A 13,422-nucleotide genomic window follows, 5' to 3' on the forward strand; every position below is an offset into this window, starting at 1 on the left:
GGCGCTACCTTGGTGCCGCGCGGGAAGCCGTTTGATCCTGCCGGGGCAGGCGAATTTCGAAGCACGCGCCGCCTTCGCGGCGGTTTTGCGCGCGGATGCTGCCGCCGTGGTCCGTCACGATGCGATGGCAGATGGCCAGCCCGACGCCCAGCCCATCGTCCTTGGTGGTATGGAATGCGTCGAACAGGCGCGGCAGGTCGTCGGCCGCGATGCCGCAACCCCGGTCGCTGATAGCCACCACCGCATCGTGGCCGTCCGCCGACAGATCCACGGTCAGTTGGCGGGCCTGTTTTGGCGTTTCGGCCATGGCTTCCATCGCGTTGACGATCAGGTTGCCGAACAACTGCTGCAATGCTGCGGGCTCGGCCATGACGACGACGTCGGGATGGCGCTCGTTCGGCGCCACGTGGATACCGTGACGCCGCAGGTCGTCGTCGAGCCAGTGCAGCGTGTCGCGCAGCACTGCGTGGAGCGGCACCGGCTGCCGTGGCCGTTCCACGGGCGATGCCAGCATCCTGAGATGGGCCAGCAGCGTGCCCGCGCGCTGCGCGTCGGTCACCAGGCGTTCGAGCGACGCGATGGCCGCCTCCACGTCGGGCGGGTCGTGTCGCAGCCAGCGCAGCGCCGACTGGCCCCGCGTCACCACCGAGGCCACCGGCTGCACGGCGTCGTGGACGACCATTGCCACGCACCGACCCAACAGCGCCAGCCGGTCCGCGTGCACGGACGGCGCCTGCAGGCGCAATTGTCCATGGTCGCCCCTGCACGCCGGGGCGCCGCGAACTGGTTCAGTCATGTCCTTCTCGCTGTCGATATGACCGCCGGCACTCATGCCCACCCCCTTTGCCGACCTGCACTTGATGTTAATAACCGGTGAATTGACCGTAAATGACAGCGTTCCCGTTTTTTCTGCCAGACTGCCAGCCGCTCCCGGCACGTCGGGCCAACGCCATGCGCGATTGGTGCCCTTGTGGAAACAGCACTGCGCGTGGCGCGGGCTTGTGACCGGTCCCCCGCACTCACTACACTCGCGCCCAACTTGCCTTGCCGCCCCGACCCCGCCGGCCCGAACCGTCGCGGGGATGCCAGGCCCGTGCCCGGGTGCCGGCCAGGCCCATACGTGACACCGAGCCCGCGACACACGGGAGGAGACGAACAATGACCGCCTTGCCAACCCTCACGCGCATCGTCCCGGGTGTGCCGGCGGTGAAACGGCCGTGCCGCCGACGCGCCGCATCACGGCCGGGGCGCAGGCTTGCAAGGGATCGTCCCGTTGGCATAGCATCGGTCGTCTACCGCAATACCCCTCATGCTTCAGCACCAGCCGCCCCCCTCCGCCGGAAACATTGAAGACATGCCGCGCAACATCCTGTTCGTGGCATACCCCGATGTGAGCCTGCTCGACCTTGCCGGGCCCCAGACCGTGTTCTGGGCTGCGTCCAACTACGCACGGGCGCGTGGGTTGGCCGGCTATCGCTGCCACACGACCAGCTTTGCCGGCGGCAGGGTGGCGACGGTGGAGGGCACCACGATGGATTCGGTGTCGCTGGCATCGTTCGACTTGCGGATGATCGACACCGTGATCGTGCCGGGGTCGCCCATCATCCTGGAGGTGGCGAAGCACGAGACCGCGTTGCTGGATTGGCTGGCCAATGCGTCGGGCACGATCCGCCGCATGGCGTCGGTGTGCAGCGGCGCCTTCCTGCTGGCATTCGCGGGCCTGCTCGACGGCAAGCGCGCCACCACGCACTGGGCCATGCTCGATCGCTTCCGCGAACTGTTTCCCACGGTGGACCTCGATCCCGACGCGATCTTCGTGCGGCAGCAAAACCTGTGGACGTCGGCCGGCGTCACCACCGGGATCGACCTGGCGCTGGCCATGGTGGAGGCCGACTATGGCCACGAGGTGGCACTCAATGCCGCCAAGGAACTTGCGGTGTACATGAAGCGGCCCGGCGCGCAACCGCAACTCAGCGAGATCCTGATCTCCCAGAGCCGGCAGGTGCCGGTGTTCGAGGCGCTGCACCTGTGGATCGTGCAGAACCTGGCCACGCAGGACCTGTCCGTCGAGCAGCTGGCCGGGTACGTCGGCATGAGTCCGCGCAACTTCGCGCGGGTCTACAAGGAAAAGACCGGCCGCACGCCGGCCAAGGGCGTGGAGCACTTCAGGCTGGAAGCGGCGCGGCGGCAGTTGCAGGACCCGGGCCGGCCCATCGACGTGATCGCCCACGAGTGCGGCTTTGGCAGCGAAGAGCGGATGCGCGTGACGTTCCAGCGCCATTTCGGGCTGTCGCCCAGCGAATACCGGCTCAAGGTCAATCGCTAGGTCCGCGCGCCGTCCGCCCCGGCGTTCTTTTTCGATGCGATTGGTGCAAATCGGGAAACACCGTGCGCCGGGCGTCGGTCTGGTGAGCCGCCCCGCACGCACCTAGCATGCAAGACACGTGGACCCGTTCCACTTTTCGAGCATGGAGACGCATCATGAAGATCGTAGTCGTAGGGGGCACCGGCCTGATTGGCAAGAAGGTGGTTGAGCGGCTGGCCGCGCAGGGGCATGACGTGCTGGCCGCGTCGCCGGGCACCGGCGTCAATACGCTGACGGGCGAAGGCCTGACACAGGCGCTGGCCGGGGCCCAGGTGGTGGTGGACGTCGCCAATTCGCCATCGTTCGAAGACCAGGCGGTGCTGCACTTCTTCGAGACTTCGGGCCGCAACCTGGCGGCCGCCGAAAAGGAAGCCGGCGTGGCGCACCACGTGGCGCTGTCGGTGGTGGGTACTGACAAGCTCGCGCAAAGCGGCTACTTCCGCGCCAAGATCGCCCAGGAAGCCCTGATCCGGCAGGCGGGTATTCCGTACACGATCGTGCGCTCGACTCAGTTCCTGGAATTCCTGGCCGGCATTGCCCAGTCGGCAGGGCAGGCGGACACGATCCGCCTCACCCCGGCCCTGATCCAGCCGATCTCGTCGGATGACGTGGCCGATGCGGTAGCCGATGCCGCGCTGGCCGCCCCCGTCAACGGCACGATCGACATCGCCGGGCCCGAACGCTTCCGCATGAGCGACCTGGTGCAACGCTACCTGCAGGCCACCGGCGACCGCCGCACGGTCGTGGCCGACCCCGCCGCGCGTTACTTCGGCGCCGACCTGCAGGAAGGCACGCTCGTGCCAGAAGGCGAGGCGCGTCTGGGCCACATGCATTTCGAGGACTGGATTCGTCAACTGCAGAAATAGTCTGGAGACGACGCGATGGAGAACGAGAGGTTGCAGCCTCCGCCATTGACGCTGCTCGACAGATACCGGGGCCAGGGCTTCACGGCGCTGTACACGACGACCGTCACGGTTGGCGGGGGCCAGGCCGCGCATGGCCGCGCATCCGGCATCGCCAGGTCCGACGATGGCAGTCTCTTCCTCGAACTTCGGTTGCCGGTCGCCATGGGTGGCCCTGGCGGCGGAACCAACCCCGAGCAGTTGTTCGCCGCTGGCTTCGCTGCGTGCTTTCACGGTGCGCTGAGCCTGCTGGCCCGGCGCGCGCAGGTGGAGATGGCCCACGCCACCGTTGCAGCCGAAGTCTCGTTTGGCCGCGATCCCGTTGACGGCGCTTACGCGCTGATTGCCGAGATCCGCATCCGCATGCCCGGCGTGGCCCGGCGCGTGGCCGAGGAACTGGTACGTGACACCGAGCGGCTGTGCCCGTACGCAAAGATGGCCCGCGGGGGCATCTACAGCATCGTGCGTGTCATCGACTGAGCCACGGAGCGGTACATGAGTCCCCGCCGTGCGGGGCAGTGCGCCATTGGTGCCGGCGCGGCAACAGACTGGGCACCTTGGCGGCACTACCGGCACGGCGGGCCGCGCACTACGATCCATATCAAGCCGATCCCGTTGCGCAACGCACTGCGGCGGGCGGCGAACGTATCCCCCTTGGTTCCGCAGGAGCGACACATGTCACAACGTTTGAACTACTTCCAACAATCGCCGGAACTGACGAAGAAGCTCGTCGAACTCGGTGCCCTGTTCCAGAAGACCACGCTCGAGCAGCACATCCGCGAGCTGGTGGAAATCCGCGCGTCGCAGCTCAACGGCTGCGCATTCTGCGTCGATATGCATGTCAAGCAGGCCAAGATCCACGGCGAGCGCGAACTGCGCCTGCATCACGTGGCCATCTGGCGCGAGTCCACGCTGTTCTCGCCGCGCGAACGCGCCGCGCTGGCCTGGACCGAGGCGCTGACCCAGCTGCCCGCCCACGGTGTGCCCGACGAGGTGTTCGAGCACGTACGCACGCAATATTCGGAGAAGGAGCTGTCCGACCTGACGTTCCAGATCGGCGCCATCAATGCGTGGAACCGGCTTAACGTGGCGTTCCAGATGGTGCCGGGCTCGGCCGACAAGATGTTCGGTCTCGACAAGGCCGGACTGGAGTAAGGCCATGAGACGCGTCCTGTCCATCGCGGCCATGCTGGCTGCCTCATGTGCGCTGCTGGCACCCCCGGCCTTTGCCGCGGCGGCCGACGCGAAGGTGACGCCGCTGACCACCGAACCGCTGCCCGAGTATCCGGGCAAGGAGGTGCAGATGATCATGGTGGAATACCCGCCGGGCGGCTACGACCCCGTGCATCGCCACGATGCCCACGGCTTCATCTACGTGCTCGAGGGCACCATCATCATGGGCGTGAAGGGCGGCAAGGAAGTCACGCTCAAGCCGGGCCAGACGTTCCATGAAGGTCCCGACGACATCCATACGGTCGGGCGCAACGCCAGCACCACCAAGCCGGCCAGGTTTATCGTGTTCCTGATCAAGAATCAGGGCGCGCCGATCCTGACACCCGTGAAGTAGCCGGTGCCATCGGGCCGGCAGGCGCGCCAGATCCGTGCGCGCCTGCCGCCCCAGTTCCCCCCTCGTTTCACCCATCCCTCCGCCATGCGTATCGATCGTTGTTCCGTCCCGCCAGGCCACCGCAGAGATACCGGAGTCCAATCGTGAACGCCATGACGTCAAAGCCCGGCGGCCGCCGCGAGGCCACCGAACCCGTGGTCTACATCGTCGACGATGATGTGGATCTGAACGACGCGCTGGCGGACCTGCTGCGGTCGGTCGGCCTGCGGGCGCGTTCGTTCCTGTCGGCCGACGCGTTCCTGAAAGCGCCGCTCGAACCGGTGCCCGGCTGCGTGGTGATGGACGTGCGGCTGCGTGGCGCCAATGGCCTGGAAGTCCAGCGCGAGCTGATCCGGCGCGGCATCTGCCTGCCGGTGGTGTTTATCACCGGCCATGGCGATATCGAGATGACGGTGCGCGCCATGAAGGCCGGCGCGCTCGATTTCCTGGCCAAGCCGTTCCGCGACCAGGACTTTCTGGACGCCGTGACCGAAGGGATTGCCGTGGACCGCTGCAACCGGCAGGCACTGCAATGCGGTGACGATCTGCGCGCGCGCTTTGCGACGCTGAGCGGCCGCGAGCGCGAGGTGATGGCACTGGCCGTGTCGGGCCTGATGAACAAGCAGATTGCCGGCAAGATCGGCATCAGCGAGGTCACGATCAAGATCCACCGCAGCCGCGCCATGCGCAAGATGGCCGCGCGCACGTTTGCCGACCTGGTCAAGATGGCGATCGATCTCGATCTGCGACTGGATGCCGAGACCGCCGGTATGGCCGCGACGCTGGCCGCGCCGCCGGCCGCCCAGGCGCCGCGCGCCGGCCTGGCCGCGGTGGACCAGCCGATGGTCGCGCATTGACAACGCAGACCTACGCCGACGCCTGTCCGGCGACGGCCGTGCGGTTCCGGCCGGCCTGCTTGGCCTGGTACATCAGCGTATCGGCGTCCTTCAGGGCTTCGGCCAGCGACGCGGCGTTGCGCGGCCACGTGGTGACGCCAAGCGAAATGGTGATGTGACCGACCGGATCGATGGCGGTCTGCTCGACCAGCCGCCGCAAGCGCTCCGCGGCTTCACCCGCCGACCCGGCATGCATGTCGGGCAGCAGCATCAGGAATTCCTCGCCGCCCACCCGGAACGCCAGGTCGGTGGCGCGGCACACCTGGCGCATCATCTCCGCCAGCCGCTGCAGCACGATGTCGCCAACATCATGGCCATAGGTGTCGTTGACCCGCTTGAAGTGGTCGATGTCGAGCGCAATCACGGCCACCTGCTGGCCGCTGGCCTCCAGCGTCGCCAGGCTGGCGTCGAGCGCGCGGCGATTGAGCAGGCCGGTCAGCGGATCGGTCTGCGACGCGATTTCCAGCCCCATCACCTGCATTCTGGCCAGGTCGATGCCGTGCAGCAGCGCCTGCTTCAGATGGCTGGCCTCGAAGTACCAGGCATTGACCTGCGCCACGGAGGCGGTGCTTTCGATCAGACCCGTGGACGTGGTGCTGTCGGCCAGCTGCCTGAGCGGCCTGGCAATGTACCGTGTCAGGATCCAGATCAGCACGAAGCCGATCACGGCAATCGGCGCGCTGGCGACAACAAACCGCTTCATCAGCGTGTCGATCGGTGCCAGCACCGAAGCCAGCGGCTGCTGGCTGACGATGGCCCAGTGCGCGGTGGGGATGCTGGCATAGCCCGCCAGCATCGCGCGGCCGTCGGCGTCCACCATCTCGATGCTGCCTTGTCCGGCGCCCAGTGCCTGTTCGGTGGCCGGATTGGCGGCGGCGACGGCGCCAATCCGCGCCTTGACCGGATGGAACAGCAACTGGTGCCGGCCATCGACCGCGTAGACTTCAGAATCGGTGAGGAAAACATGCTGGCTCATCAGTTCATGCAGCCGGCCGTCCTTCAGCAGATGGAGCGATCCGCCGATCAGTCCCAGATACGTGCCATGCCGGTCGAAGATCGGCACCGAGACGAAGATCACCAGGTTGCCGGCAATCGACCGATACGCGTTGCTGACGACGGGCTTGCGACCATGGACCGCGCCGATCTGTTCCGGCGACTCGACCGTGCGTTGCTCAAGGTGCAGTGCCTCGGGCAGGGCGGCGACGATGCGGCCCTCGGCATTGACGATGGCGACGGCGTCAAAATCCCGGCCCATCGAAGTCAGCCGCTCCACGGCGTCGCGGCGGGCCGCGGGGTCGTCGAAGCGATCGGCAAGCCGTTCGCCGGCTTGCTGGAACCGAAACTGCGCCTCGCGCAGGAACCCGTCGATCGAGGACGCAACGCGCGCGCTGTAGGCCCGGTTGGCTTCCAGCGACCGCTCCACCAGCGTTTGCCGCTCGATGCGGTACGCGGCGTAGAGGCAGTTGCCCAGCGTGACGACGCACGCTGTCAGCGTCAGTCCCAGGATCAGGGTTCGCAGGTCGATTTTCTGGCGTGCCATGAGCGTGCGGAGGTTGCGTTCCGGGCGGGAAGCGTTTGCCGCAGCCAGCGCAGGCTAACGGCCGACGGGGGAGACTGACGCCAAGAGCATACAGGCTGGCCGCGGTTGATGCGAAAAAAATGGCCCCGGCGGGTGCCAGGGCCATCGATCAGGCGACTAGGGGAAGGAAACGGCTATTGCGCCGTCCAGCCCCCATCCATCGCCCAGGCGGCGCCGCGCACCTGGTCGCCGAACGGCGAGCACAGCATCAGCACCAGGTTGCCCAGTTGCTCGGGCGTGACGAATTGCCCGGAGGGCTGCTTGTCGGATAGCAGGCGGGCCTGCGCGGCCTCGACGGTGATGGCGTCGCGCTGGGCAATCGCGTCGATCTGGGCGGCGACCAGCGGCGTCAGGACGAAGCCCGGGCAGATCGCGTTGCAGGTGATGCCGGTGGCGGCCGTTTCCAGCGCGGTGACCTTGGTCAGGCCCACCAGCCCGTGCTTGGCGGCCACGTAGGCGGACTTGCCGGCGGAGCCGACCAGCCCATGCACCGACGCGATGTTGACGATGCGGCCCCAGTTGGCGGCGCGCATGCCCGGCAGCGCCAGGCGCGACGTATGGAAGGCAGACGTCAGGTTGATCGCCAGGATGTCGTCCCACTTCTGCACCGGGAAATCCTCCACGGGCGACACATGCTGGATGCCGGCATTGTTGACCAGCACATCGACCCCGCCGAAACGCCCGGTCGCCAGCGCGAACATGGCTTCGATCTCGTCGGGGCGACGCATGTCGGCGGCGTGATGGATCACCTCGGCACCGAGGGTGCGGATGCTTGCCAGGGCGGCCTCGATGTCGCCGAAGCCGTTGAGCACGATATTGGCGCCGGCCTGCGCCAGGGCCTGGGCGATACCCAGACCGATACCGCTCGTGGAGCCGGTGACCAGCGCGGTCTTGCCATGCAGATTGACCATGATGCTTCCCTGGGTGCGGTCAGACCAGACCGGTCGTGTAGAACACGAAGATCACGAAGAACACGGCCAGCGTCTTGATCAGCGTGATGGCGAAGATGTCGCGGTACGACTCGCGGTGCGTGAGGCCGGTCACGGCCAGCAGCGTGATCACCGCGCCGTTGTGCGGCAGCGTGTCCATGCCGCCGCTGGCCATCGACACCACGCGGTGCAGCACTTCCAGCGGAATCTGCGCGGCCTGCGCGCCCTGGATGAATACGTCGGACATGGCGGCCAGCGCGATGCTCATGCCGCCCGATGCGGAGCCCGTAATGCCGGCCAGCGTGCTGACCGACACGGCGGCGTTGACCAGCGGGTCCGGAATGCTGCGCAGGGCATCGCTGACCACCAGGAAGCCCGGCAGCGCGGCGATCACGCCGCCAAAGCCGTATTCCGACGCCGTGTTCATCGACGCCAGCAGCGCACCCGACACGGCACTCTTGGTGCCCTCGGCAAAGCGCGACTTGACGGCGCCGAACGCGGTCAGCAGCACGATGACGATACCCAGCAGCAGGGCGCCTTCCACGGCCCAGATGGCGGTCACGCTGGCGATCTTGGTTTCCACCGGCTTGGTCAGGCCCGGCAGCGACACACTGTTGGACTGGCCGTACCAGAGCGGGATCATCCGCGTCAGCCAGAAGTTGGACACGCCCACCACTACCAGCGGCAGGATGGCCAGCAGCGGCGGCGGCAGCTTGCCGCCTTCCACCCGCTGCGGCTCGTTCAGCAGGTTCGTGCCGTAGCCCTCGCCACGGGCGGCGGCCGCGCGGCGGCGCCATTCCAGATACGACAGGCCGACGATGATGATGAACAGCGAGCCCGCCACGCCCAGCGCCGGTGCGGCCCACGAGGTGGTCTTGAAGAACGTGGTCGGGATGATGTTCTGGATCTGCGGCGTGCCCGGCAGCGAATCCATCGTGAACGAGAACGCGCCCAGGGCGATGGCACCCGGCATCAGGCGCTTGGGGATGTTGCTCTGGCGGTAAAGCTCGGCGGCAAACGGGTAGACCGCGAACACCACCACGAACAGCGACACGCCGCCGTAGGTCAGCAGCGCGCAGACCGCCACGATCACCGCGTTGGCGCGCGAGCGGCCGATGTAGCGGATGGCCGCGGCCACGATCGATTCGGAGAAGCCCGACAGTTCGATGACCTTGCCGAACACGGCACCGAGCATGAACACCGGGAAGTACAGCTTGACGAAGCCGACCATCTTCTCCATGAAGATGCCGGAAAACACGGGCGCCACCGCCGACGGGTCGGTCAGCAGCACCGCGCCCAGCGCAGCCAGCGGCGCGAAGAGGATCACGCTGTAGCCGCGATAGGCGGCGAACATGAGAAAGGCCAGTGCGGCGAGCACTATGACAAAAGACATGAGGTCTCCATTGCTTGTTCTTGAATGCGGTAGAGCCGTGGCAGGTTACCCCGGTGCCGTGTAATGCGAGGGTCCCCTGCGCAGATGACAGGGGACCGCTTGATTAGCAGGCTCCGTGCCACATTCAAAAGTTAAGAATAAGGCGCAAACAGTGTAGTCTGGCTCGCCTTGTCTCTTCATTGAGACAAAGCAAGCGATGCGCACAGCGTTGAAGTCTCCGTTATGAGACACTTCGTGTCTACAAATCGAGACAACCATTCCCGGACCCGCAGCCATGCACAAGATCGCCGACCCAGGTGGCGCCCTGCTGTTCGACTACGACTACGTGGCGCGACGTGCCATGGAGTCGCTGTTCCGCACCTTTGAAAACTTCAGCGAAGGCACGTTCGTGGTGGACGAGCACGCGCGCGTGGTCTGGATCAACAAACGCTATGCGGCGCGCTTCGGGTTCACCAACCCGCAGGACGCGATCGGGCTCGATTGCGAGCAGGTGATTCCGAACAGCCTGATGCGCGAGGTCGTCACCACGGGCAAGCCGATCCTGCTGGACCTGCTTGAAACCGACCGCGAACCGATGATCGTCACGCGCCTGCCGATCAAGGACGACAGCGGGCGCACCATCGGCGGGGTCGGGTTCGCACTGTTCGACGAACTCAAGGCGCTGACGCCGATCTTTGCGCATTACTCGCGGGCCCAGGCCGAACTGGCGGCGGCGCGCCGCTCGCTCGATCATGCGCGCCGGGCCAAGTACACGTTCGCCAGTTTCGTCGGTGCCAGCCCGGCGGCCCAGGAGGTCAAGCGCCAGGCCCGGCGGGCCGCGCTGGTGGAGTCGCCGGTGCTGCTGCTGGGCGAAACGGGCACGGGCAAGGAACTGCTGGCGCATGGCATCCACGCGGGTTCGGCGCGTGCCGAGCGGCCGCTGGTCACCGTCAACGTGGCGGCCATTCCCGATACGTTGCTGGAAGTGGAGTTCTTCGGTGCCGCGCCGGGCGCCTACACGGGCGTGGACCGCAAGGGGCGCGTCGGCAAGTTCGAGCTGGCCGATGGCGGCACGCTGTTCCTCGACGAAATCGGCGATATGCCGCTGGCGCTGCAAAGCAAGCTGCTGCGCGCCCTGCAGGACCGCGAATTCGAGCCGCTGGGGTCGAACCGCATCGTGCGCAGCGACGTGCGGATCATCGCGGCCACGTCCGCGGACCTGCCCGCGCTGGTAGCCGAAGGCCGTTTCCGCGCCGATCTCTATTACCGCCTCAATGTGCTGTCGATCAACCTGCCGCCGCTGCGCGAGCGCCGGGCCGACCTGCTGCCGCTGGTGTACGCCATCGTCGAGGAACTGAGCATCAAGGCCGAGCGCCACCCGATGGGCCTGCACGACGATGCCCTGCGGCTGCTGCACGACTATGACTGGCCCGGCAACGTGCGCGAACTGCGCAACGTGCTGGAGCGCGTGGTGATGCTGTGCGACGAGGATTCGGTGGACGCCGCCACGCTGGCACCGCTGCTTGGCACGCGTCGCACCGGCCCGGCGCCGGTGGCCGAACCGGCGGTTCCCACGGAAGAACCCTCCGCACCCGTCGCGCAGAGCCCGCAGGCCGTCGTGCCCGGGACGTCGCCGGCAGCGCCCGCGCAGACGTACGCAGAGGCCATGGCGCAGTTCGAAGCCGCGTTCCTGGCCCAGGCGCTCGATGCATGTGGCGGACGCGTCGCAGAGGCCGCCGCGCGCATCGGCATCAGCCGGGCGGCGTTCTACAAGAAGTTGGCCGCCACGCGCGGCGGGCTGTGATAAGGTCGCCGGCAGAGAGGCTCCGCCCTGGTGTTGATCGCGGCGAGAGCGCCAGCCAGGAGACCGCCAATGCGCAATGCGCTGACATTCCAGGATGCCCTGCAGGCCGACGTGCTTGCCGCCGGCCACGATGACGGGGCCGACCGCAGCGAACTGCTGCGCCGTGCCCATGGCCGCTCGGCCGGTTTCGGGCTCGACGCCGCACAAGTTCCCGACTATCAACCGCTGAGCCGCCGCGCGCTGGGCGAACGCGTCGAGCGCAACCGCGCGCTGTACCGCCTGGCGCTGCCCGTGATGGAAGGCCTGTACCGGCAGGTGGCCGGCACCGACAGCCTGGTGCTGCTGAGCGACAGCGGCGGCGTCATCCTGCACAGCGTGGGCGACGGCGATGGCAGCGGCTTTGCCGCGCGTGCGCGCGACGTGGCGCTGGCGCCCGGCGTATCGTGGTCGGAGGCCAGCAAGGGCACCAACGCCATCGGCACCGCGCTGGCCGAGGGACGCTCCGCGATCATCCATGGCGACGAGCACTTCCTGCACGCCAATCGCCAGCTCACCTGTTCCTGTACGCCGATTGCCAGCCCGACGGGCGACTGGCTGGGCGCGCTCGACGTCAGCGGCGACCCGCGCGGTTTTCATCCGCACACGATGGCGATGGTGCGCATGTCGGCGCAGACCATCGAGAACCAGCTGTTCGCCGCCCAGTTTGCCGATGCACTGCTGGTGCGCTTTCACGGCCGGCCCGAACTGGTCGGCACCCTGTTCGAGGGCATGGCCGCGTTTGCGTCCGATGGCACGTTTCTGGCCGCCAATCGCAGCGGTTGGTTCCAGCTTGGCATGAGCGCCGATGTGCTGGCCGGCGCCACCTTCACCGAACTGTTCGGGCTGCCGATGCCGCCGTCCGGCACCGCCGATACGCTGCTGCGCGACCTGGCGTTGCCGAGCGGCGTGCGCATTTACGCGCGGCTGTCGCATCGGGCGGAAGCTGCCGCCCCGTCGAGCGTGCCGCAACCGGCAGTCCAGCCGTCGTCGGCGCTGGCGCGCCTGGACACCGGCGACGCCCGCATGGCCGCCGTGCTCCAGCGCGTGGCGCGCCTGCGCGGGCGCGATATTCCGCTGCTGATCCAGGGACGCACCGGGTCCGGCAAGGAATGGCTGGCGCGGGCCGTGCATGCCGATTCGCCACGGGCCAGCGGCCCGTTCGTGGCCGTCAACTGCGCGGCCATTCCCGAGACGCTGATCGAGGCCGAGCTGTTCGGCTACGAAGACGGCGCGTTCACGGGCGCGCGGCGACGCGGCCACGCCGGCAAGATCGCGCAGGCGCACGGCGGCACGCTGTTCCTGGACGAAATCGGCGACATGCCGCTGGCGCAGCAGGTGAGGCTGGTGCGCGTGCTGCAGGAGCGCGCGGTGACGGCGCTGGGCGGCACGCACAGCACGCCGGTCGATATCCGCATCGTCTGCGCCACGCACCGCGACCTGCGCGCACAGATGGCCGACGGCACGTTCCGCGAAGACCTGTACTACCGCATCCACGGGCTGGCCGTGACCTTGCCGCCGCTGGCCGGGCGCAGCGATTTCGACGTGCTGGTGTCGCGCATCCTGCAGGACGAATGCGCACACGGGCCGCAGGCGATCTCCGCACCGGCGCTGGCGCTGCTGCGCCGGCATGCATGGCCGGGCAACCTGCGCGAACTGGCCAGCGTGCTGCGTACCGCTGCGTTGATGGCCGAAGGCGAGGCGCGGATTGACGTCGAGCACCTGCCGGACGACTTTGCCGCGCACCCGGCCACGCCGGCCACGCCGGCCGCGCGGGCCACGGGCGATGCCGATGCCGCCGCGGGCAGCATGCGTGACTGGGAGGCGGCGCGCATTCGCGAAGCCCTGGCGCGCCACGGCGGCAACGTCAGTGCCGCGGCGCGCGAGCTTGGCGTGTCGCGCAATACCATCTACCGGCGGCGCTAGCACCGGC

General features: G+C 67.7%; 12 protein-coding genes. 8 read left to right on the top strand and 4 right to left on the bottom strand.

All coding sequences use genetic code 11. The features are described 5' to 3' along the window. Positions 1–4: 4 nt before the first annotated feature. Positions 5–796 (bottom strand): sensor histidine kinase, encoded by a 792-nt coding sequence (locus D9X30_RS11295; RefSeq protein ID WP_194946476.1) that lies wholly within the window; start codon positions 794–796, stop codon positions 5–7. A 558-nt stretch (positions 797–1,354) separates the two neighbouring features. On the opposite strand from D9X30_RS11295, the gene D9X30_RS11300 reads away from it, so the two are divergent. From D9X30_RS11300 to D9X30_RS11325, 6 genes are all read left to right on the top strand, one after another. Then, positions 1,355–2,326, top strand: a complete 972-nt coding sequence (locus D9X30_RS11300) for a GlxA family transcriptional regulator (RefSeq protein ID WP_228770823.1) — start codon at positions 1,355–1,357, stop codon at positions 2,324–2,326. 155 nt (positions 2,327–2,481) lie between these two features. Continuing rightward, positions 2,482–3,231 carry an SDR family oxidoreductase gene (locus tag D9X30_RS11305; RefSeq protein ID WP_153946665.1) on the top strand — a complete coding sequence of 250 codons (750 nt, stop codon included), beginning with the start codon at positions 2,482–2,484 and terminating at the stop codon, positions 3,229–3,231. A 15-nt stretch (positions 3,232–3,246) separates the two neighbouring features. Continuing rightward, complete coding sequence (locus D9X30_RS11310) at positions 3,247–3,747, top strand: Ohr family peroxiredoxin (protein ID WP_153946666.1); 501 nt, start codon at positions 3,247–3,249, stop codon at positions 3,745–3,747. A 195-nt stretch (positions 3,748–3,942) separates the two neighbouring features. Beyond that, entirely contained in the window at positions 3,943–4,422 is a 480-nt protein-coding gene (locus tag D9X30_RS11315; RefSeq protein ID WP_153946667.1) for a carboxymuconolactone decarboxylase family protein, read from the top strand. Between the two features lie 4 nt (positions 4,423–4,426). Continuing rightward, on the top strand, positions 4,427–4,834 hold the full coding sequence (locus tag D9X30_RS11320) for a cupin domain-containing protein (protein WP_153946668.1): 408 nt from the start codon (positions 4,427–4,429) through the stop codon (positions 4,832–4,834). Positions 4,835–4,986: 152 nt separating this feature from the next. Next, positions 4,987–5,730, top strand: coding sequence for a response regulator transcription factor (locus D9X30_RS11325; RefSeq protein WP_153946814.1), 744 nt, complete (start codon positions 4,987–4,989; stop codon positions 5,728–5,730). 10 nt (positions 5,731–5,740) lie between these two features. On the opposite strand, the gene D9X30_RS11330 is transcribed toward D9X30_RS11325, so the two are convergent. The 3 genes from D9X30_RS11330 to D9X30_RS11340 form a co-directional block, all read right to left on the bottom strand. Then, the gene (locus D9X30_RS11330) at positions 5,741–7,309 is read right to left on the bottom strand and encodes a sensor domain-containing diguanylate cyclase (RefSeq protein ID WP_153946669.1); all 1,569 of its coding nucleotides are present in this window, start codon (positions 7,307–7,309) and stop codon (positions 5,741–5,743) included. Between the two features lie 173 nt (positions 7,310–7,482). Beyond that, positions 7,483–8,259 carry a 3-hydroxybutyrate dehydrogenase gene (locus tag D9X30_RS11335; protein ID WP_153946670.1) on the bottom strand — a complete coding sequence of 259 codons (777 nt, stop codon included), beginning with the start codon at positions 8,257–8,259 and terminating at the stop codon, positions 7,483–7,485. Between the two features lie 19 nt (positions 8,260–8,278). After that, on the bottom strand, positions 8,279–9,670 hold the full coding sequence (locus D9X30_RS11340) for a GntP family permease (protein ID WP_153946671.1): 1,392 nt from the start codon (positions 9,668–9,670) through the stop codon (positions 8,279–8,281). A 274-nt stretch (positions 9,671–9,944) separates the two neighbouring features. Between D9X30_RS11340 and D9X30_RS11345 the strand changes: the two genes are divergently transcribed. Together D9X30_RS11345 and D9X30_RS11350 are read left to right on the top strand one after the other, a co-directional pair. Further along, complete coding sequence (locus tag D9X30_RS11345) at positions 9,945–11,453, top strand: sigma-54 interaction domain-containing protein (RefSeq protein ID WP_153946672.1); 1,509 nt, start codon at positions 9,945–9,947, stop codon at positions 11,451–11,453. A gap of 69 nt (positions 11,454–11,522) precedes the next feature. Continuing rightward, complete coding sequence (locus D9X30_RS11350) at positions 11,523–13,415, top strand: sigma-54-dependent Fis family transcriptional regulator (protein ID WP_153946673.1); 1,893 nt, start codon at positions 11,523–11,525, stop codon at positions 13,413–13,415. The last annotated feature ends 7 nt before the right edge of the window (positions 13,416–13,422 follow it).

The organism is Cupriavidus sp. U2 (assembly GCF_009663685.2).
In the GTDB taxonomy this organism is placed as follows: Bacteria; Pseudomonadota; Gammaproteobacteria; order Burkholderiales; family Burkholderiaceae; genus Cupriavidus; species Cupriavidus necator_C.

Bases quoted from the DNA above. Each gene is read 5' to 3' on its own strand.
- D9X30_RS11305 (WP_153946665.1), top strand. From the start codon at position 2,482: ATGAAGATCGTAGTCGTAGGGGGCACCGGCCTGATTGGCAAGAAGGTG.
- D9X30_RS11310 (WP_153946666.1), top strand. From the start codon at position 3,247: ATGGAGAACGAGAGGTTGCAGCCTCCGCCATTGACGCTGCTCGACAGA.
- D9X30_RS11345 (WP_153946672.1), top strand. From the start codon at position 9,945: ATGCACAAGATCGCCGACCCAGGTGGCGCCCTGCTGTTCGACTACGAC.
- D9X30_RS11350 (WP_153946673.1), top strand. From the start codon at position 11,523: ATGCGCAATGCGCTGACATTCCAGGATGCCCTGCAGGCCGACGTGCTT.
- D9X30_RS11325 (WP_153946814.1), top strand. From the start codon at position 4,987: ATGACGTCAAAGCCCGGCGGCCGCCGCGAGGCCACCGAACCCGTGGTC.
- D9X30_RS11300 (WP_228770823.1), top strand. From the start codon at position 1,355: ATGCCGCGCAACATCCTGTTCGTGGCATACCCCGATGTGAGCCTGCTC.
- D9X30_RS11335 (WP_153946670.1), bottom strand. From the start codon at position 8,259: ATGGTCAATCTGCATGGCAAGACCGCGCTGGTCACCGGCTCCACGAGC.
- D9X30_RS11340 (WP_153946671.1), bottom strand. From the start codon at position 9,670: ATGTCTTTTGTCATAGTGCTCGCCGCACTGGCCTTTCTCATGTTCGCC.
- D9X30_RS11330 (WP_153946669.1), bottom strand. From the start codon at position 7,309: ATGGCACGCCAGAAAATCGACCTGCGAACCCTGATCCTGGGACTGACG.
- D9X30_RS11315 (WP_153946667.1), top strand. From the start codon at position 3,943: ATGTCACAACGTTTGAACTACTTCCAACAATCGCCGGAACTGACGAAG.
- D9X30_RS11320 (WP_153946668.1), top strand. From the start codon at position 4,427: ATGAGACGCGTCCTGTCCATCGCGGCCATGCTGGCTGCCTCATGTGCG.
- D9X30_RS11295 (WP_194946476.1), bottom strand. From the start codon at position 796: ATGACTGAACCAGTTCGCGGCGCCCCGGCGTGCAGGGGCGACCATGGA.